The 20,163-nt window shown below is 41.8% G+C and carries 18 protein-coding genes; 4 read left to right on the plus strand and 14 right to left on the minus strand.

What is annotated here, in order from left to right; genetic code table 11:
* Positions 1-76: 76 nt before the first annotated feature.
* Both I2G42_RS15720 and I2G42_RS15725 read right to left on the minus strand, forming a co-directional pair.
* Positions 77-997, minus strand: coding sequence for a DUF4268 domain-containing protein (locus I2G42_RS15720; protein ID WP_055228673.1), 921 nt, complete (start codon positions 995-997; stop codon positions 77-79).
* A 345-nt stretch (positions 998-1,342) separates the two neighbouring features.
* Positions 1,343-1,567, minus strand: coding sequence for a hypothetical protein (locus I2G42_RS15725; protein ID WP_055059592.1), 225 nt, complete (start codon positions 1,565-1,567; stop codon positions 1,343-1,345).
* Positions 1,568-1,746: 179 nt separating this feature from the next.
* Here I2G42_RS15725 and I2G42_RS15730 point away from each other — a divergent pair, with 179 nt between their 5' ends.
* On the plus strand, positions 1,747-2,895 hold the full coding sequence (locus I2G42_RS15730; protein WP_055228672.1) for an SLC13 family permease: 1,149 nt from the start codon (positions 1,747-1,749) through the stop codon (positions 2,893-2,895).
* A gap of 600 nt (positions 2,896-3,495) precedes the next feature.
* Here I2G42_RS15730 and I2G42_RS17075 read toward each other — a convergent pair.
* The 6 genes from I2G42_RS17075 to I2G42_RS15765 form a co-directional block, all read right to left on the minus strand.
* Entirely contained in the window at positions 3,496-5,238 is a 1,743-nt protein-coding gene (locus tag I2G42_RS17075) for an extracellular solute-binding protein (RefSeq protein WP_055228671.1), read from the minus strand.
* A complete protein-coding gene (locus tag I2G42_RS15745; RefSeq protein ID WP_082425020.1) occupies positions 5,235-6,944 on the minus strand; it encodes a sensor histidine kinase in 1,710 nt (569 codons plus the stop codon). The genes I2G42_RS17075 and I2G42_RS15745 overlap by 4 nt, the downstream gene beginning before the upstream one ends.
* Positions 6,907-8,466 (minus strand): response regulator transcription factor, encoded by a 1,560-nt coding sequence (locus I2G42_RS15750; protein ID WP_055222158.1) that lies wholly within the window; start codon positions 8,464-8,466, stop codon positions 6,907-6,909. Before I2G42_RS15750 ends, I2G42_RS15745 begins: the two co-directional genes overlap by 38 nt.
* A 147-nt stretch (positions 8,467-8,613) precedes the next feature.
* The gene (locus I2G42_RS15755; protein WP_055228670.1) at positions 8,614-9,450 is read right to left on the minus strand and encodes a carbohydrate ABC transporter permease; all 837 of its coding nucleotides are present in this window, start codon (positions 9,448-9,450) and stop codon (positions 8,614-8,616) included.
* Positions 9,450-10,292: a carbohydrate ABC transporter permease gene (locus I2G42_RS15760; RefSeq protein WP_055228669.1), complete on the minus strand. Its 843-nt coding sequence runs from the start codon at positions 10,290-10,292 to the stop codon at positions 9,450-9,452. The genes I2G42_RS15755 and I2G42_RS15760 overlap by 1 nt, the downstream gene beginning before the upstream one ends.
* A 169-nt stretch (positions 10,293-10,461) precedes the next feature.
* Entirely contained in the window at positions 10,462-11,799 is a 1,338-nt protein-coding gene (locus tag I2G42_RS15765) for an ABC transporter substrate-binding protein (RefSeq protein ID WP_055228668.1), read from the minus strand.
* 295 nt (positions 11,800-12,094) lie between these two features.
* On the opposite strand from I2G42_RS15765, the gene I2G42_RS15770 reads away from it, so the two are divergent.
* Entirely contained in the window at positions 12,095-12,349 is a 255-nt protein-coding gene (locus I2G42_RS15770) for a hypothetical protein (RefSeq protein ID WP_242856744.1), read from the plus strand.
* Positions 12,350-12,428: 79 nt separating this feature from the next.
* Positions 12,429-12,713 carry an IS66 family insertion sequence element accessory protein TnpB gene (gene tnpB / locus I2G42_RS17080; protein ID WP_156327630.1) on the plus strand — a complete coding sequence of 95 codons (285 nt, stop codon included), beginning with the start codon at positions 12,429-12,431 and terminating at the stop codon, positions 12,711-12,713.
* Here tnpB and I2G42_RS15780 read toward each other — a convergent pair.
* A complete protein-coding gene (locus I2G42_RS15780; protein ID WP_055228667.1) occupies positions 12,682-14,400 on the minus strand; it encodes a glycoside hydrolase family 2 protein in 1,719 nt (572 codons plus the stop codon). The genes tnpB and I2G42_RS15780 overlap by 32 nt on opposite strands.
* 146 nt (positions 14,401-14,546) lie before the next feature.
* On the opposite strand from I2G42_RS15780, the gene I2G42_RS15785 reads away from it, so the two are divergent.
* Positions 14,547-15,389 carry an AraC family transcriptional regulator gene (locus tag I2G42_RS15785; protein ID WP_055228666.1) on the plus strand — a complete coding sequence of 281 codons (843 nt, stop codon included), beginning with the start codon at positions 14,547-14,549 and terminating at the stop codon, positions 15,387-15,389.
* Positions 15,390-15,805: 416 nt separating this feature from the next.
* Here I2G42_RS15785 and cytX read toward each other — a convergent pair whose 3' ends face one another.
* The 5 genes from cytX to I2G42_RS15810 all read right to left on the minus strand — a co-directional run bounded on the left by cytX (position 15,806) and on the right by I2G42_RS15810 (position 19,657).
* A complete protein-coding gene (gene cytX, locus I2G42_RS15790; protein WP_022462800.1) occupies positions 15,806-16,966 on the minus strand; it encodes a putative hydroxymethylpyrimidine transporter CytX in 1,161 nt (386 codons plus the stop codon).
* Positions 16,967-17,081: 115 nt separating this feature from the next.
* Positions 17,082-17,432 (minus strand): arsenate reductase family protein, encoded by a 351-nt coding sequence (locus tag I2G42_RS15795; protein WP_022462799.1) that lies wholly within the window; start codon positions 17,430-17,432, stop codon positions 17,082-17,084.
* Between the two features lie 214 nt (positions 17,433-17,646).
* Entirely contained in the window at positions 17,647-18,510 is an 864-nt protein-coding gene (locus I2G42_RS15800; RefSeq protein WP_055228665.1) for a serine hydrolase domain-containing protein, read from the minus strand.
* Between the two features lie 78 nt (positions 18,511-18,588).
* Positions 18,589-19,290, minus strand: coding sequence for a hypothetical protein (locus tag I2G42_RS15805; protein ID WP_195531261.1), 702 nt, complete (start codon positions 19,288-19,290; stop codon positions 18,589-18,591).
* Positions 19,291-19,315: 25 nt separating this feature from the next.
* Entirely contained in the window at positions 19,316-19,657 is a 342-nt protein-coding gene (locus I2G42_RS15810) for an arsenate reductase family protein (RefSeq protein ID WP_055222169.1), read from the minus strand.
* Between the last annotated feature and the right edge of the window lie 506 nt (positions 19,658-20,163).

Here is a 20,163-nt window from a genome sequence, read left to right on the forward strand (position 1 = left end):
AGGCTTTATTTTGTTATCCTCACCACTTCCGACTACTCTATTCTCCCCAGCATAGCTGGGGGATTAGACTTTTCATTTATATATATTTTCCAAACGCCTTCTTCATCTTCATACAGACATCCATAATATACTCAAACTGCTGTGGCCAGACATTCTGATCATCAAACCTCACATCTTTTTCCACGATAATACGACTCGCCTTCCTCTCCGGCAATTCTCTCCAATCAAGTGCAAATCCCATAGCAGACTCCACCTCGTCTTTATGTGAATAAAGACCTTTAAAGAATTCTTTATCATCATTTGTGTATAATTCAACTCCAACTTTGTTTCTCTTCTGAATTTGTGTAACACTGATGTTGCAAGCTGATGAACCAATACTGAAATCCATCCAATGGTCTGTATTAGGTTTTCTCTTATTAAATGATTTTGCAAATTCAGTATTCTGAAAGGCATAATCATTGAATGCATTCCAATATTCAAGTCTCTGTTGCTGCGTTTGGTTCGTAAGCGTAGTTTTCTTAATCTCTTTTGTCCAATCATTCGGTCTTTCCACTACAGTGAATGATGGAGCAATATCAGAATCACCTATCTGGAAAAGCTTTATCTCACATAAGAAAAAACCAATCTTATCATCTGTATGATTATTAAGCCACTCAACTGCTGCCTTATGTTCCTCACGTGCGTGTTTCACAACCCATATAACCACATCTGCATCTTTACCAGATGCATAAGTAATTAATTTACCAAGGTGGTCATGATCTGTATCTTCTAATTGATTTTCAATGATAATCTTTCTATCTGTTCCTGTTTCAGATGCATAGATATCAACATTAAAGTTTCCAACAGAGGACTCTGTCTCATCAACCGTAATATCAAGACCAACAGCATCTGCAAGTAATTCAACATTCTCTGCCACCCAAGGAGTAAAATTCAAAGCTTCATGTGGCCATATACTTCTCAAATCAGTAATTTCTTTTAATGTACCAAGATTAATCATTATATTTCCCCCCTCTAGTTTTTCTTTCATTTCTGGGATAGTGCAAAGGAAACCTGTTACAATCTTATCAGCAATTCCCTCTCCTTTTTGTATAAGTACAGTCCTTTGACTGCCTGACATATACAAAAGATACGATATGAACAAATGAAATGTTAGTTTTTGTACGGGGTATCGTTCGCCATTATGTCGCTTTCACTGGAAGTAATCTGCTTTACCAGTTGGAAAAATCCCTTCAAGTCCGTAAAGTTGTTGTATCCTCCAGTGCAATCGTTCAATCCTTTTGCAGAACGGACGAGAAATCCCTTAGAGTTCATCATGTCGAAATCTATGGGGTGGTTCCTGCATTCATGGAATGAAAAATATGCATACTTTTTTTGTTTCGTTGTCCTTAAAATATCCGCACATATCGTAATGCCCCGTCTCAAAGGTAATAAGCCTTAATCCATATTTTGCGGCATTAATTTTCATGCTCTTTTTCATGTCATTTGCAAAATCTATAAATTCCTTGGAATTTTTCCCATAGTCATCTTTTATTGTTTTTCCCTGATATTTTCTGTATAGTTCTTCCAAAACGTTTTCTTTTCATATTCTGAACTTTTGAAATGATGTCGCCATTGATAACATTTTTATTATACAGGAATGAGGCGGTAATCGCAAACACAATCCACAATACAAAATGATATTCTTTTTTTCTGGATGTTTCTGTGATATACTTATACGCGGTCGTATCAGACCGGAAAGGAAATATTATGTTACAAAAATTATATGTTTTTTTCAGGAAAGAAACCGTTTTGTCAATTGCAGTGATCCTGGCGCTTCTTTCTATGTTCTGGGTCAGACCGGATAAGGCTTATTTTACTTATATCGATTTCAGGACTCTCGGGCTCCTCTTCTGTTTGATGGCAATTGTAGCTGGTTTGAAGGCTGTTGGTGTTTTTGATATACTTGCCAAAAAATTGCTGATGGGAACATCGGGAACTGTGGGTGTGATCAGGCTGTTGGTACTCTTATGTTTCTTCCTGTCAATGGTGATCACCAATGATGTGGCATTGATTACTTTTGTTCCTCTTGCACTGATCATTGTGCATAAACTGCCAAAGGAACTGGGCAATTACTGGCTTCTTAAAATAGTAGCCATGCAGACAATAGCTGCTAATCTCGGAAGCATGCTCACACCAATCGGAAATCCGCAGAACCTTTATCTATATGTCAGAGCAGGGATGTCCGCGGCAGAATTAATAACCCTGATGCTTCCCTATTCCGCCACAGCACTTATCCTTCTTCTAATATGGATACAGGTAGCCGCTGCCAAAGCACCTCACGTATACGGTTCCGAAAAAGATAAAACTCTTTTGGGATTCTCTGACAGAAAAGAACTTAACATGGAATACCTGGCCGCTTACCTGATCTTATTTACAATCTGCCTGCTCACTGTTGCACGTATCATTCCATACCAGATTCCTCTTGTATTGGTTCTTATATATATGCTGCTAAGAAACAGGGAAAATATAAGCAGGGTGGATTACTCCCTGCTTGCCACCTTTATCGCATTATTTATTTTTATCGGCAACCTTGGAAGGATTCCGCAATTCAGCAGTTTTCTGGAAAGAATCATGGCAGGAAGGGAAACACTTACTGCTGTTCTTGCCAGTCAGATTATGAGCAATGTTCCCGCTGCGCTTCTTTTATCCGGCTTTACAGATAATTACCGGTCTTTAATTGTCGGAACCAATATTGGAGGTCTCGGCACTCTGATTGCATCCATGGCAAGCCTGATAAGTTTCAAATATATTGCAAAAGAAAACAGGAATCTGAGAGGGAAGTATTTGGGAATATTCACAGCCTCCAATATTATATTCATGATATTCATGTTAATATTGTATTTTTTTCTTAGATAAAAGTTTTCCCGGAATTACAAAAGCTATAGCAATTCTTTCTTCGCAAAAAATTCTCCGCGGCACTCTCCCATCCTGGAAGAAAAGCCGCGGAGAAATAAATATATTTTCGGTGCCAATACAAAGATCATTAATCTTTACACCACTTTACAACTTTTTCATAAAAAATATCGTACAGGGCTTTCTGATGTATAATGAGTTTGCTCCAAAACATTCCAAAGGAAAGTGACCCTGTACGACAAAGACATTATACAACGAAAAGACTCTGACTGGTAGACTTCACAAATATTTTTTGATTTATTTTGAAACTTTTTCTGCTCCAACGTAAGTAGGTAATCATCCGTATCTGTTTTTTTGTTTTTTATTCTGCTACAATCTCCTTTTTCTTCAGAGATATAAGCTTCCGCTGTCTTCTCAAGCGGTTCCTTTGTCTTCTACAATGTGATCCAATGCAGCCAGCGGCTCTCTCCTTCGCGATTGTCGCACGTGTGCGGCGCTTTGGACGATATGGGCGATACAGGTCTTCTACTGCCACAAGCGTTTCCGCTGCCAGAATCTGTTTCTTTAATTCTTCTGTCAGTCTCTGATTAATATCCAAGCTTTTTAGTTCTTTCCACTTTCATAGGCGTTCTGCACCCGTTCGGTCAGCACTTTTCCACCGTTTGCATACCATTCTACCACAAAAGTATCAAAGTAATCCACTGGTTTCTCCCCACTAATGATCTGAAGAAATGCTTCCTGTTCCAGTTCCTGTAATTCTTGCGGAATTTCTGCATTTACATTTTCCAGAGGCAATGTCGATGTACTTGTTATTCCTGCCTTCTGCAGTTCCCCCACAGCCTGAATTCTTGACGCATACGCCGCCCATCCATTCGCGGTTGTCAGCTGTCCATTCAAGTAAGATTTGCATGTATTAAAATAAGACTTTTCCAAACCGCTAAGCTCTGATACATCAAGCGTCTTATCCAGTGCTGCCTGAATATGTTCTGTCGTACGGTAAAGTGCATCCTCATAATCCACATTAATATTCAGTGGCCGGGCCGTCGGATCTACATTAATAGAAAAATAATCATTCACTTCTCTTGCCGCACTATCATTTGCATATCTAGACTGATCAAAAATCGCACTCACATACTTTGCTACAATTTCCGGATGCTCATATCCTTTACGCACCACCACATACATCCACTGGTCATACGATTCAAAAACTGATATCTTCTGCGTCTCATTTACCTGTTCTTTGTCTAAAAGATACGGTTTCCACTCTGCATTTGAATCGACATTATATGCTGCACTCAACGGGTTATTCGGAGCCCACCAGCGTCCGCAGATAGCACCGCAATGTCCGGTTTTTAACAGATCATCTATGTTTTCCGTCTTTCGTAGCAGGAATCTCTGGTCGAGTATCTCATCCTCATATAGATTGTGAAGTTTCAAAAGCGCTTCTTTTGTTTCCTGTGTTACTGACCCATAAACTACATTTCCATTTTTATCCAGGATCCAGTGACATGGCATTGCACCGGCATGTATAAAAGTTGCATCCACTCCATAAGTCTGATCCGCACCGGCAACCACGTCTGTACTACAGGCAAGGCCGATTGTCTGACCGTCTCCTGCTGCATCCTGTTCTACAAATGCCCGGATCACTTCCAACGCTTCTCCTACTGTTTCCGGTTCCTTTAATCCCAACTTCTCAATCCAGTCTTTCCGCAGCCAAAGAAGCGGAGTTCCATCGTCAATCACCGTATTCGGAAATGCATATAGCTTTCCATCCACGGTTGCAGACTGTAAAAGAGAATCTCCATAACTTTCATACATTTCTTTGATCGTATCTGTCGTACACTCTTCATACGTTTCTGTAAGTTCTTCGATCAGGCCTGCTTCAATCAGGCGGAGCAGGTTATCTCTTCCCTTCACAACAAGCACGTCTGGAATATCACGATCTTCAATCGCTACATTGACCGCCTCTTCATAAGTATTGCCATCCTGCAATTCAAAGACATCTTCATTCTGAATATTAAGTATTTTCTTCAAATATCTCGTATATGCATTATTTTCGTACGTATTTCCTACAGGAAGATTCGAATTATTCGCCCCTGCAATCTTGCCAAGTGTATAGGTAACAGTCTCAGGATATTTCCCAAGTGGTGTATGCATCGCTTTATACATCAGCTTTCTTTTCACTTCAACTGCATTGCTTGCACCAGACTCACTTTGGGATGCTTCTAACTGTTCCATCTGTCTTTGACTTTCCTTCGTCTCAAAATAGGTTCCGCACCAAAGCATCAGCAATAAAATTAATGCAAGCTGGGCTGAGAGAATTCGCTTTTTCATATCGTTTTTCATAACACCTTCGCCTCCGTGTTCTTCGGAATTCGGATAAAGACCCGCGTTCCTTTTCCTGGAGTACTTTCTATCTTCATCTCACCTTTTTCTCCATAAAGGACATGGATTCTGTCACAGACATTTCGCACACCATAACCGGAGGACTGATATGTCAGAATCTGATCCGCCTTCTCCTGCGTCATTCCCGCACCATTGTCCCTGATTTCAAAGAAAATGTGCTCAGCCTCTTCACGAATCGTCAGCCACAACGTCGGATTCTCATTATCTGACACATCAATTCCATGATCGATTGCATTTTCTGCAAGTGGCTGCAGGATCAACTTCGGTATCAGATAATCATTAAGACCATCCGAAATCTGTTCAACCACACGGAACTCGTTATCATGCATAACAAGTTGGATTTTGAGATATGCACGGATGTTATCAATTTCTTTTGCCACTGTAGTCATTGTTTCACCACGATTTAGGCTTGTCCGATAATAAGTAGACAGTGCCAATGTCACATGACTGATTTCATCCTCCCCCGCTTCAATTGCTTTCCAGTTGATGATTGAAAGCGAATTATAAAGGAAATGTGGATTGATCTGTGCCTGCAGTGCTCTCATCTCACTGTTCTGAAGCTGGATCTTACTTTCATATACTTCTGAGATCAAATGGTTCATCTGATCCATCATGCGCCGAAATGACCGGATCAGCACACCCACCTCGTCTTTGGATTTACTCTGCACGGTAACTTTACGAAGTCCCATATTGATCAGGTTCATATTTTCAGTCAATAACTCCAACTGCGATACCATACGAAGAGAAAAAACATATCCCAGAAAACTCAGAAGAAGAACACTGATCAAAATAATCGGAATATTTTTGAGCAGAAGCTTATGGATTGCGTTTTCACTTACTTCCTTTGGACGATAGATATAGAAATTCCATCCTGTATCCTTCATTGTCCGCTGTACCAGATAATAATTCTCACTGATATCTTTCGGACTCTCAATATCCTTCGGACGATATTTCTTATCCATAGAACACTCGGCATAGACAATATTTCCATTATCATCCTGAATCATGCCTCCTGTATTATCTGTAAGCTGGCTCATGAATGGTTCAAGAACTTTTTCATAATCCAGACGCATCTCCAACACCGCTTTGATCGTATCATTGTCATAGAATTTCCGACTGGCAATGATTGATTTATTCACACCGCGAGTGATGCTCCACTGCATTAATGTTCCCTCATTCAACCTGGAATACCACTGTTGATTCTCCGCTTCCGACATTGGAAGAAGTGTATCTCCATGTGGCACTTCTATATTGTCAGAATATAATGTAATGCTCTGGATCTCTTTGTGATAGATCGTCGGCATCTGCAACAGTGGATCAGCCACCTTCACATATTTCAAATACTTCTCATAATCCGACTCTGTCTCCACATCAAAAATATTCCTGAGATTTTGAGAATAAGACAGATAATCAACCAGGTTCTTATAGATCTGAGACTGATTCTCAATCGAACTCACTGACTGTTCCAACATTTTCTCCAGATTGTACTGTTCCTTCTCTCGCAATTGATTCATCATGCCATACTGCATGGAAAAAGCAAGGAATCCTACCGGAACCAGTCCTGCAATCAGCATCAAAACAGACAGTTTTTTACGAAATTTCAGATTTTCAAATCGATGGATCAACTTCCGTATTTGTTTTTTCATCCGCCGCTATTCCTTTCCTGCATGCTTCCGGTGTATCTCCGAAAAACTCTCTGAAACTTCTGCAGAAGTATGAGTTATTGGAAAATCCTACTTCTTTCGCAATTTGGGAGATCTTCATATTCGTTGTCTCTAAAAGCTCTTTTGCTTTATTCATTCGCACTTCACGGATAAAACGGTTCAGTGTCATCCCTGTTTCTTCTTTAAATACAGCACTTAAATATCCCGGTGACAGAAAAACCATTGCGGAAAGTGTCTCTGCTCCCAGATCCTTTTCCTTATAATGGTGATAAATATATCCCTTCACGGTTGTAACTTCTGATCGGAACCCATCTTCCTGCTCTTGTATGCAATGTTCATATTCCTGAAGTACTTCTTCTACTATAGCAATCACATCATTAAGGTTTCTGCAACGATATAATCGATCCACTCTCTTTGAAAGCATCTTTTCATCCAGCCCTTCCATCTGGTCGAGCAATTCTTTCATAATTCCAGAAAATACAAACTTTACATACATATCCGAAAATTGCTTATGCGCACGATATTTTTCTTCCAGTCTCTGAAAATCCTGACGGAGATGTGGCAGATCTTTATATTGAATATCTTTCGTAATCTGTTCCATGATTTCAGAATCTTCTGCCGGATCAGCTTTCTTCTCTTCCTGCTTCTCCCCGTGGAAAAACAGATGCTGACGTGGCTGATAGAACTGCTCTTCTAACATTCCTTCCAGCACCTTAAATTCCTCTGCCAGATTTTTTCCATCTTCGATTTCCTCACTGACTGCAAAATAACATTCACTGTCAAACTGGTGCGCAAAAAAACGATACATTTTCTCTACGATTCCATGATAATCTGCATATTTTTCCGTGAACAAAAAGATGGATTCGTTCGAATTCAGATTCACATAATGAAACTCTCTCTGCACCTCTTCCTTCAGGCTCATCAGGAAATGTTCCTCTTCCGTTTCGAAGAATCCATTTGAGGCACTGACAAGAACCATACGGGTAAATTGGGACAGATCATCTTCCATTCCATCTGTAAGTTTCTTAAACTGAACAAAATCTTCCTCTTTTCCCCCATACAGATATTTCAGTAAAAAGTATTTTTTCAGATAATCTTCTTTCTTTTCCTGCTGCTCTTTTTTCTCTATCTTAGAAGAAATATTTTCCATCACTCGTTGAAAAGTCTTATGGAATTCCTCCGGATCAACCGGCTTCAGAACATAGTCCACAACTCCATACCGCAATGCTTCTCTTGCATAAGAGAAATCATTATATCCGCTGAAGATCACGATTTCCATATCCGGATGATCTTCTCTCACTGCTTTCGTCAGCTCCAGTCCATTCATATAAGGCATCTTTACATCCGAAAATAAAATATCCACATGGTTTGATTCTAATACTCCCAGTGCATCCTTTCCATTCGTTGCTTCTAGGATCTGGAATTCTCCTTCCTCCCTCTTTAACAGAAAGCGGATTCCCCTTCGCTCCAGTTTTTCATCATCCACGATCAATATTGTAATCATTTCCCCACGCCTCCCACACGTTCACTTTACATTTTCACTATTCCTTTTATAACGTCCGAAAACAGCAGGGAATGTTCACTCACTCTCTGCTGTCTTTTTTTAATTTTTATAATTCTATTTTAATTCATTTTTTAGACAATGTCCACACTAGCCTTTAACCGCTCCGGCTACAACGCCTTCGATAATATATCTCTGGCAGAACAGGTAGAAGATGATAATCGGCACAATTGCAAGAACCAGAGTTCCCATCATTGCTCCCATATCTACAGAGCCGTATCCACCTTTCAGATACTGAACTGCCATCGGCACTGTCTTATATTTTCTCTGATCCAGTACAAGTGATGGAAGCAGGTAGTCGTTCCAAATCCACATTGCCTGAAGAATTGTAACTGTTACGCAAGTCGGCTTTGCAATCGGAAGTACAATTCTGAAGAATGTCTGGATTGGTGTGCATCCATCAATCATTGCAGCCTCTTCAATCTCCAATGGAATGGATTTCATGAACCCGGTAAACATAAAGACGGAAAGTCCTGCACCAAATCCAAGGTAGATCACAACCAGTCCCCACGGATTTCCCATATGAAGCATATTTGCGATCTTGGATAATGTAAACATTTCCATCTGGAATGGCACGATCATTGCAAACAGGCAAAGCATGTAAAGGATCTTTGTAAATTTTGTCTTCACGCGGCAGATATACCATGCACACATGGAGCAACATAAGATAATCACTGCTACAGATAAGATTGTGATAAATAAACTCCATCCAAATGCCTGAATCAGCCGTGTCTGCTTAATACCACGGATATAGTTCTCTAATCCGACATACATCTTTCCGGTCGGTATCTCGAACGGTGCTTTACTGATATAGACTTTTTTCTTAAAGGAGTTGATAAATACCAGTATGATCGGATACAGATACAGCAGGCTGAGTAGTGTAAAAATAACGGTTAATAATGTACCATGTTTTACTTTTTTATTCATTACTGCTGCACCTCCTTTGATGTTGTCAGTTTATTCTGGATCAATGCAATCACTCCTACGATAATAAAGAAGATAACTGCTTTCGCCTGTCCTACACCTTCCCAGCCAGTTCTTCCATAGAATGTATAATAGATATTCAGGGCAAGCATTTCTGACATCTTGTCCGGTCCACCGTTTGTCAATGCAAGGTTCTGGTCGAAAAGTTTAAATCCGTTTGTAAGTGTCAGGAAAGTACAGATTGTAATGGATGGCATAACCATCGGAATTGTAACATATCTTAAAAGCTGTACTTTATTCGCTCCATCAATCTGTGCTGCCTCGATCAGCTCTCCAGGAATATTCTGGATTCCTGAGATGTAGATGATCATCATGTATCCAACCTGCTGCCAGAGCATCAGGATAACCAATCCCCAGAAACCATATTTTGAAGAATATGTAAGTGTTTTCTGGAAATGTGCCAGAATACCATTTAATAACAGCTGCCATACATACCCAAGTACAATACCACCGATCAGGTTCGGCATAAAAAATACAGTACGGAAAATATTGGTTCCCTTAATATTCTTTGTCAAAAGCATTGCTACCGCAAATGCAAAAATGTTGATCAATAATACTGTCACAATTGTAAATAATGCGGTAAACCAAAGAGAGTGAAGAAAATCTCCGTCTCCAAGGATCTTTGCATAGTTGCTAAGTCCAATAAATTTAGCGTCTGTCACCGTTGTGAACTTGCAGAACGAAAGATATACGCCTAACACAAACGGTGCAAGGAAACCTATCGTGAATGCAATCAGCGTCGGCAATACAAATACCGGAAAATATCTCTTTATTGCTTTTTGCATGTTCTTCTCCTCCTGTCTTTCTTTTCTGTAAAAAGCCTTTCTGCGCCTTTGCTTTTCACAATTCTAATTACATAATTTCAGCCTGCCCCGGTATGCTCGTTGGCAGGCTGTTTGATCTTCTTCTCTATTTCACAGCCTTTTTATCTGCCTATCCTGTGAAAAGTCTTTTTTATTCGTTTGCTGCTGCGTATTCTTCAGCCCATCCATCAACAAATGCTGTCTGTACACTATCCCATGCGCCTGTACCCTGTGCATAGTTCAGAAGAGCTCCACCAAGATTGTTTTTCCAGTTCTCAGATGGCATTGTTGTAAAGTTCCAGCTTACTGGTGTCTTTCCTGCCTCTGTATACTCAGCATTTGCTTTTACAAGCGGGTTGTCCGGAAGGTAATCTGAGAATGTTGTGAACGGTGTTACAAATCCCATCTCGTTAGCCAGCATGTCACGACCTTCATCGCTCTCAACTACCCATTTCATAAAATCAAGTGTTGCCTGAATGTCTTCTTCTGAAGCGTTCTTATTTACACACCAGTAGTTCTCAGATCCTGTACAAAGTCCCTGATTTTCTTCTCCATCAACTCCGATGTAGATTGGAAGCATTCCCATATCTTCATCTGCTACTTCATTATCTTTGATATCATTGTAAGCCCATGTACCATTCTGATAGAATACTGCTTCACCAAGTGCAAATTCACTTGCTGCGTCATCTCCTGTCTTAGAAGAAATCATAGATGGCTCACATGTAGAGTTGTTCAGATACAGATCCCAGATCTGTTTGTAGTTGTCAAGGTATGTTCCTTTGATTGCATCTGTGCTGTCAATTCCGTCTGCCTTATACTCATAGTAGATTGGAAGATTTGCAAGGTGTGTCTTGAATCTCCAGTCAGAGGAAGAATCCATTCCTGCTGAAGTAAAAGCTCCTTCTACTCCAAGATCATCTTTGTGTGCCTGAATCTCTTCTGCAACTGTCTTAAGTGCCTGGAAGTTATTCAGATCATCAATTGATTTGATACTTGCATCCGGCAATTCGAAGTATTTGTTCAGAAGAGCTTTGTTGTAGATCAGACCATAAGTCTCAATAACATAAGCGATTCCGTCTACTGCGTCGCCATCTTTTAATATATAATCGTCAGACTCGACATCTTTATAAACATCGCTGTCTGAAAGGTCATAGCAATAATTTTTCCATGTAGCAAGTCCAACCGGTCCGTTTACCTGGAACAATGTTGGTGCCTCATCTTTTGCCATCTCTGATTTCAACTGTGACTCGTAAGTTCCTGATGCTGCTGTCTGTACATCAACCTGAACACCCGTCTCATCTGTATACTCTTTTGCAAGTTCTACCCACTGGTCAGCCTGCTCTGGTTTAAAGTTCAGATAATAAACTTTTCCGGATGACTTATCTCCTTTCGCTGTTTCATCTCCGCTTGATGTGCTTCCACATCCTGCAAGCATTCCGCCTGCCATTGAAGCTGCAAGTACAAGTGCAAGAATCTTTTTCTTCTTCATAATTGAATCCTCCTTTTATGATTACCTGTCTTTGTTTTTCTTGATGATGTTATTATAAGAAAAAGTTCCAAAATAAGATATAATAAAATTCCAAGAAACATAACACTATTTCAAGATTATTGTAACTTTTGAAGATTTTGTGTATGATACAAGAGTTCGCCAAGAACCAAAAGTGAAAAATAAAGGTAAAATTTACTTGTTATAAATAGGATTTGCAGAAAGGATGTTTGAACTCGTCTAAAAAGTTGAGTGACTCAACTTTTTAGACTGACTATCATTTATGGAGGTATTCACTATGGCAGAACAAACCAGTCTGGTTGCACAGCAGGTCCGCCTTATGCACTGGGCAGAACAGATCAGAGAATGTCAGAACCGTCTGGAAGGTATGGATGTATCGACCTGGTGTGAACAAAATAACATTACAAAAGCCAACTATTATTATCCACTGAAAAGGGTTCGGCAGATGTACCTGGATCAGCTTCCTGAGGCAGAAAAGCCTGCTTTCGTTGAACTTCCGCGTTTAAAAGCGGAAAGACCGAAGTTCCAGTGATGTGTATCAAAAACGGAAATGGACTTTCGGCAGATATATTTTCTTCAGTTGCTCCGTTGTCTGGTAGAGTCATTTAGTCATGTTGAATGATGCCGCTGTTTCACACTTCAAAAAAGTTTATCTGGCCCCCGGTTATACGGATCTCCGCCGGGGGATCGATGGATTGGCTTCTATTGTACGCTTTCAGTTTGAACTTGACCCTTATGATAAAAATACGCTTTTTCTGTTCTGCGGAAGAAAAAAAGCAGCAGGATCAAGGCACCAAATAAATTGTAAGAGGGTCAGACCCCAATGTCTCTCACACGCTTTCTTTTATACTCTGCGGGATGCTTTTAATCCTCGATTGCCGCCTTACGGGCATTGATTGCCTTTATCACATCCATATCAAACTTGGGTTTACGTCCATAGGTATACAGACCGTTTAACTCCTGCTCCACATCATACAACTGGGTATAGCAGAAGGCAAACATATGGGGATTGTCCAAAAGGGCATCGGTCAGTCCCTTATATCGGTTCAGGAATTCCTCCTTGGTAGCAGGACCTGCACCATAGCCCCAGCCATCCTTTTCAACACCTTCCTCGTCCCACTTGATACCGCCATACTCACTGATGAAGGTAGGGATACCCTTTACAGGTGTCTGCCTGTAGCCATGATTATCTTCCAAATCACCTCCCTGTTTAAAGGACTCGTAGGTTGCTACAAACTTTGCCGGATCCTGCTCATAATTGTGTAAGTCATAGATGTCCGTCACCACATGATAATTTCCGCTGGTATCAATGCAGGGTCTGGTGGTGTCATACAGCTTTGTCATCTTATACACATTGGCCAGTAAGCTGTCATCCTGCCTTCTTCCCTCATAATCCCATGTCTCATTAAACGGACACCAGCCGATGATAGCGGGATGATTGAAGTCTCTCTCCAAGGCTTCCATCCACTCAGGCAGGAAATATTTTAATGCTGCGGGATTGCTGTAATCCAGTCCCCAACAGCCCTGCTCGCCCCATACCAGATAGCCTGCTTTATCGCAGTGATACAAGAACAGAGGCTCAAATACCTTCTGATGGAGTCTTGCGCCGTTGAAGCCTGCAGCCATGGATAGTTCCACATCCTTGACAAGCGCTTCCTCTGTAGGCGCTGTGTAAATGCCATCCGGATAGAAGCCCTGATCCAGCACCAGTCTTTGGAACACGCTCTTATCGTTGATGAGGAATTTCTCTCCATCCAGTCTTACCTCACGCATACCAAAGTAGCTTTCTACCTTATCTTCTCCATAGGTTAATGTAAGGTCATACAGTCTGCCATGACCCGGCTCCCACTTTTCCAGACGGGACAAAGGAAGTGTCATGGTAACGGTGCCGCCCTCTGACTTTGCGCTTACGCTGCCACAGGGCTCTCCCTCATAAAAGGCCTTTGCTTCCAGTGTGCCCTGCCCCTTTACTACCGCCTTAATTCCCAGAGTTGCCTCTGCCAGGTTTGGATAATATTGCACTTTTTCAATGTAGCTTTCCGGTACCCACTCAAGCCATACCGTCTGCCAGATACCTGTCGTTCTGGTATAATCACAGCCTCTGGAGTAGAAGAAATGACTCTGCTTTCCCTTGGGCTGCTTTCCGCCTCTCACATCATCTGCTGCAAAAAGCGTAATGTCATTTTCTCCTTCCTTTACAAGCTTTGTAATATTAAACGTAAAGGAAACATAACCGCCCTGGTGTCTGCCTGCCTCTACTCCATTGATCCATACTCTTGCATCATAGTCCACTGCGCCGAAGTGTAAGAGAAGATCTCCCTTCAGCTCCTCCCCTGTCAATGTGATGGTGCGGTGATACCATACGCCGGGGATAAAGTCCTTATAGCCGATTCCGCTCAGATCACTTTCCGGGCAGAAGGGCACCAGGATCTTCTTCTCCCAATCTGTCTTTCCTTCCTGCCATTTCTGATCTATGCCGCTGCATCCAAAGTCAAAGGAAAAATCCCATTCTCCATTCAGGTTTTTCCAATGTTCCCTCTTCATCTGGGGATGGGGATGCTCCGGTCTGGGTATTTGTGTCATAATTTTGTCCTCCTGTGATCATTTATTTGGGTTGATTTCATTTTTATTTTATATGGTTAAAGCCATAGTTGACAGGCTTACTCCTTTTTACTACAATGCTGTTATTACATTATTGCAATTTGCTTTCAAAAAATGGAGGAACCACCATGCCTCAGGAAATTACACGCACACAGATTGAAAAATACACTGTCTACACCGGCCCTACCGCGGAAAGCTTTTCTCCCATCATGGCCGGTATCACTTACCCGGATCCTGCCTATGAGATCCTGGTTTATCGCAGACCCCTGTGTGTGTTTGAATACGTTTTAAGCGGCCGTGGACATATCGAGCGAAATGGCAGTATCCTCACTGTAAATGCCGGAGATGCCTATATCCTTACTGCCGGCACCTACCACCACTACTATTCAGACAAAGTTGATCCCTGGACCAAGATCTGGTTCAATGTCAGCGGCAGTCTGGTACAGCATCTTCTCTCCGATTACGGCTTAGACGGTGTCACCCTGATCCCCCGCTTCCATAACGAAACACCTCTGACCCGGATCCTTGATGCCTTTACCGCCGACCCTGTACACTCTGCTGACAAGCTGGCTGTACTGCTCCATCAATATATTCAGGAGCTTGCGGATTTTCTGGCAAACAAAGTTCCCATCAATCCTACTGCACTAGCGATCCGCAATTATATCGATATGCACTTAACAGAAAGTCTGTCCTTGGATCATCTGGCAGATACCGTTTCCCTGTCCCGCTCCAGGCTCATCCACCTGTTCCAGGAGGTATATCATGTTGCTCCCTACCAGTATTACCTGTCCCAGAAGTGCAAGCTGGCCCAGTCCATGCTAAGCCGCACCACTCTTCCTGTTTCTGCCATCTCCACACAGCTTGGGTTCTTAGACCCTCACCACTTTTCTTCCTTTTTCAAGAAACAGTGCGGTCTGTCCCCGGCTTCTTACAGAAAACTCCACACAGCGCCTGGGAATTTTCCCACCTAAGTATTATTCTTTCTAAAAATGGAACCAAGGCAACGAAACCACTTTTTTAAGTACTTTCATTGCCTTGGATTATAGTGCATTTTCTTTCTGTTTACGATACAAAATACAGCTAAAAAGGTATGAATTATTGCTACTACATATTCGGTTTACGTTTACCATTTGGGCTTCGATTTGATTTGCAATCTCACCCACCTAATCGCCTGATCAAGTTTCTGTTCGTAGGCTCAAGAACTTTGCTACACCACTTCCTCCATCCATACCGTTACTGATACCGACTTGTGATTCGCTACACTTGGCGGTAAATACCCGTGACTGGACTTGCACCAGCAAGATTAGTGCCATGCTCGGCACACAAAATGACTGCCCCGCCTGCTCAAATGCAGGCAGAACAGTCATCTGATCTTTTTATTCACTTTTTATGAAACAAATTTTCCAACGATCAGGCAGATTACAATCGTAATCACCATATCCGGCAGAGTGTTTCCCAGCGGCATGTCGATGTTCATCAGAATTCGGTATACCACAAATCCAATCACCCAGATGATCAGATTCGGAATATGTACGGCCAGGCTGCTCTTGTCCCGTTTCAGCAGAAAAAAGTCGGCAATCTGAATTGCGATCATCGGTGCAAAGACCGAGCCGATCAGATAGAGGAAATCTGTGATGTTGTCCATCGGATATACAATCGCTGCGATGGTTCCAATGACGGTGACAACGATGGCCACATGCTTTCCATTCCATTTGCTTACGACAGTCTCGCTGGAAATTCCTGCGGAGTAGGCATCCAGAAATGTCGTTGTTACTGTTGAAAATACAATAATCAGAAGGCCCGCAATGCCAAGGCCTGCCTTCAGCATGATCTGCGCGATGTCATATTCTCCGGTGATGATCGCTGCTCCCATTCCAATCACATACATCCAGCAGCTGACGATTCCATAGACAACCGCGCTGATGGCCGTTGCTTTGACCGGTTCTTTTGCTTCTCTTGTGTAATCGCTGATCAGCGGCAGCCAGGATAACGGCATCGCAACCGCAAGTTCTACTGCTGCACCGAATGTCATACTGTCATCCGATGGTGCTCCTGCTCCGCCTCCGGCAAAGATGACCTTGCTCAGGATCAGGCTAAGCAGAAATAATGCTGCCATGGCAACCGTGTTGATTTTACCAAGATTCGTGATTCCGATCACAATCCAGAGAATAATCAGGACTCCGATCACAAGGCACCAGATCCATCTGCCCGTATGCATTACGCCATCTGCGGCGAGCGCTCCGTCATAGATCATGATGGCGGTCCAGCCAACGAGCTGCAATACATTCAGGACAGCAAAAAGGATGCTTCCCTTCTGTCCAAAACTCATTTTTACGGTTTCCATAGCACTTTTTCTGACCCTGCCGCCGATCACGCCCGCCAGAAACAGCATCAGGCATCCGATGATATGGCCGATAAGAATCGCTGCCAGACCTTTTCCCATGCCGAGCGGTGCAAGGTAGGTTCCGGTCAGGATTTCGGCAATCGAGACACCTGCCCCAAACCAGATCAGGCCATTCTCGAACAGGCCGGTACGTTTTTCGTTCATTTTCATGTTCCTCTCTTTGCTTAAATTTTCATACCGGAAACCATTTTAGCACAGAAGGGAAAATGCGGCAATGAATTTACTCTATCCGTTCATCTGACTCCCAATCTTTCTCCAATCATCCCAGCTTTTCAGACCATTCTGCTTCCTTAAAGCCGATCAGCACGGTATCACCATCGATCAGCAGCGGGCGTTTCACCAGCATACCATTCGTGGCAAGAAGCTGCAGCTGTTCCTCTTCGCTCATGGCAGGAAGTTTGTCCTTCAGTTTCATTTCTTTATAAAGAAGGCCGCTGGTATTAAAGAACTTTTTAAGTGGAAAGCCGCTCTTAGAATACCATTCCTTTAACTCACCGCAGGTTGGATTCACATCCACGATGTTGCGCTCGGTATATTCTATTTTCTGTGCATCTAACCATTTTTTCGCTTTCTGGCAGGTTGAGCATTTTGGGTAACATATAAATAACATTTCTCCATCTCCAATCAAATATAATTTATCCATAATCCTGTATCTTTTGCCGGAATCATTTCAGCACACGAACGGAGGATCGGCAATTATTTTCCTTCTTCCAAGATCAATTCCAGCACCTTCATCAGCTTCGGAATCCAGCCCATCTATCTTATATAGACGAGCTGTTTGAGCTCTTTTGGTCTTTCCTTTTTCACAATTATGCAATAATAATCTATAACTTTGCACATACCAAATCATACAAAGCACTCATAAGTTCTTCCCCGTTCCGGCATTCTGCGACCATCGAAATAACCGCATTCTTGTCCGGAAGGATCATGGAAATCTGAGAATATTTTCCATCCGCCCGGTAGGAATTATATTCTCCTCTCCAGAAAAGATAACCATAATTGTCTGTATCGGATGCTGCTGTACTTTCTTCTATCCATTTTTCGGATAAAATCTGTTTTCCATTCCATTTTCCCTTATTCAGGTAAAACAATCCGAATTTATGAAGTTCAGAAAGTGTAAGGAACAATCCACCTGCGCCAAAACTGTTTCCAAGAGGATCCGTCTCCCATGTCGGCCGCTTGATTCCAAGATGTTTAAAAAGCCTTGGTGTAAGATAAGAGACCAGATCGCATCCGGAACGTCTCTGTACAAGAATGCCTGCCAGGTAGGGACCAACATTATTATATACAAAATGTGTACCTGGCTTATATTGAAACGGAATCGCCAAAGACATTTTTACCCAGTCATCCTCCTGGTATAATGGCCGCTGTTCTCCCATAAGGCTGCCCTGTTCCTGTCCTAAACACATCGTAAGCAGGTCTCGAACCGTTGCCATTTTCAGATTATCATCGATCACATCGGGTAAATCTTCGGGAAAGGCATCCGTCAGTTTTTCATCTAAAGACAGTAATCCTTCCTGGACAGCAAAACCAACTGCACAGGATGTGAAGCTCTTCGTTGCAGAATAGATATTTCTACGGCATTCGGGTTCGCTGTACCATTCATTTATGAGGTCGCCATCTTTTGTGACCTTTATTCCAAGGACGTGAAAGGTTTTTGCAGCTCCTATAAAATCAGATATGTCCATAGCTAGGTTCCTCCTTTATTTTTACTATAATAATTTGTAGTATCTTTGCCATGTTGTCTTTCTGAAATTTTTATAAACCTATGTATATTTCCTCCTCATCAACCACTTCTGATCAATGCATTTCACCTCACCATCAAACCGAATATGAAGATGAACTCCGCCAGATCTCAGATTAATCTTTTCTACGATTCCATCTCCGAATTTCGGATGTGTGACATTGTCTCCAATTTTATATTGAACAACTTCATCCTTCTGCTTCTGTGCTTTCTGCTGGCGCTGATACGTATCTCGAATCGGCACTGTCTTATCATGAATCCGGCTTTTTAATACTTTATCATAGTTATGATCCAACAGCGCCTCTCCTGCCTTATAATAAGGTGTCGGTGCTGCACCTATAAGAGAACAACAATATTTCCACGCACTTCCATGTGTTCCAGCCTGCCATTTATACTTCTCAGGTATCCGCATATTGTACTGCATGTAATGCGCATATTCATGCTTGAATAAATCGATACGGTCCTCTTTTGACAACGGATTGTTGACTCCATACGCAACAAAGAGCAGGGAAAAATGAAAATGTTCCTTTTCATGAGCACTCTGCCTTGTATAGGATCCCAGAGAATCGGTCTCAAATCCAAATGTTACCGGTATTTTTGCTCCATTCAAATGAAATTTCCGGTCCAGTTCCTGATATAAATTCTGAATTAATGCTGTCAAAATTGGGATTTCTTTCTGCAGCCGCTGGCGTAAAAACTGGTTTTCTTGATTATAATAAGTCATTCTTTCATGTTTCCTCCCAGCTTTTCTATTGCCACTTCTTCCATATCTCCGGCTGATAACCGAGCGTAGAAAGTTTTCCATTTCTGACCACTGGTGTCTTAATTACAGATGGATTTTCCATCACTTTCTGAAGCTTATCCTCATCAGCAATGTATTTAATCAAAGCTAATAAATCCTTGTCTTTGCCATCCCAATTAATCATATTTTCCAGTCCACCATTTGCCTGAGCTACAGAATTAAATTCTCCTTTGCTCATGCCTTTTTCCTTCATATCTACAAACTGATACTTGATGCCGCGCTCTTTGAAAAAACGCTCGGCTTTCTTTGTATCGTTGCATTTCTTTGTTCCAAATATTTGTATATTCATTGTAATATTCCCTTCTGGATCCAAAATTGCCGTATGCCATAATCTTGCGTATTATCTTACATACTTTCTTCCTTGATTATACAAGATTTCAGTTCTTACTTTTTAATTCCGACCTTTTGAACCTTTATCTGCCTAGAATCAGCTTTACTGCATCAATCAGATCCTCACTAAATCCTTCGAGCTCATCCATCGTAATAACTCCATCTCCGACTAAATATGCAATATCCCAAATTGCCGTAGATTTCCGAAGGTGAACCTCACATGACTAAAGCCACGTGCTTCCGGCCGCTTTAAGCGGCAGACCAAATATCGGCGGATACGCCTGTTACTTAGATTTTGCACAGATATGTGCTTCTTCCATGCCGGATACGGCGGGTTTCCACATAACAGGTAATCCACTGCATATCTGCCTGTGTTTATGCTGCTTTACACAGTTCCATTTCTGAAATCAGTTCTCTCAGATCTGCATAAACACATGAGGTTCTACGCTTTACTGCAGGAACTTT

The organism is Fusicatenibacter saccharivorans (assembly GCF_015557635.1).
GTDB lineage: Bacteria > Bacillota > Clostridia > Lachnospirales > Lachnospiraceae > Fusicatenibacter > Fusicatenibacter saccharivorans.

Coding starts and splice junctions, on each gene's coding strand:
- I2G42_RS15780 (WP_055228667.1), bottom strand. CDS start 14,400: ATGACACAAATACCCAGACCGGAGCATCCCCATCCCCAGATGAAGAGG.
- I2G42_RS15805 (WP_195531261.1), bottom strand. CDS start 19,290: ATGACTTATTATAATCAAGAAAACCAGTTTTTACGCCAGCGGCTGCAG.
- I2G42_RS15760 (WP_055228669.1), bottom strand. CDS start 10,292: ATGCAAAAAGCAATAAAGAGATATTTTCCGGTATTTGTATTGCCGACG.
- tnpB (WP_156327630.1), top strand. CDS start 12,429: ATGTTGAATGATGCCGCTGTTTCACACTTCAAAAAAGTTTATCTGGCC.
- I2G42_RS17075 (WP_055228671.1), bottom strand. CDS start 5,238: ATGAAAAACGATATGAAAAAGCGAATTCTCTCAGCCCAGCTTGCATTA.
- I2G42_RS15770 (WP_242856744.1), top strand. CDS start 12,095: ATGGCAGAACAAACCAGTCTGGTTGCACAGCAGGTCCGCCTTATGCAC.
- I2G42_RS15785 (WP_055228666.1), top strand. CDS start 14,547: ATGCCTCAGGAAATTACACGCACACAGATTGAAAAATACACTGTCTAC.
- I2G42_RS15795 (WP_022462799.1), bottom strand. CDS start 17,432: ATGTTATTTATATGTTACCCAAAATGCTCAACCTGCCAGAAAGCGAAA.
- I2G42_RS15750 (WP_055222158.1), bottom strand. CDS start 8,466: ATGATTACAATATTGATCGTGGATGATGAAAAACTGGAGCGAAGGGGA.
- I2G42_RS15810 (WP_055222169.1), bottom strand. CDS start 19,657: ATGAATATACAAATATTTGGAACAAAGAAATGCAACGATACAAAGAAA.
- I2G42_RS15800 (WP_055228665.1), bottom strand. CDS start 18,510: ATGGACATATCTGATTTTATAGGAGCTGCAAAAACCTTTCACGTCCTT.
- I2G42_RS15765 (WP_055228668.1), bottom strand. CDS start 11,799: ATGAAGAAGAAAAAGATTCTTGCACTTGTACTTGCAGCTTCAATGGCA.
- I2G42_RS15745 (WP_082425020.1), bottom strand. CDS start 6,944: ATGAAAAAACAAATACGGAAGTTGATCCATCGATTTGAAAATCTGAAA.
- cytX (WP_022462800.1), bottom strand. CDS start 16,966: ATGAACGAAAAACGTACCGGCCTGTTCGAGAATGGCCTGATCTGGTTT.
- I2G42_RS15720 (WP_055228673.1), bottom strand. CDS start 997: ATGATTAATCTTGGTACATTAAAAGAAATTACTGATTTGAGAAGTATA.
- I2G42_RS15730 (WP_055228672.1), top strand. CDS start 1,747: ATGTTACAAAAATTATATGTTTTTTTCAGGAAAGAAACCGTTTTGTCA.
- I2G42_RS15755 (WP_055228670.1), bottom strand. CDS start 9,450: ATGAATAAAAAAGTAAAACATGGTACATTATTAACCGTTATTTTTACA.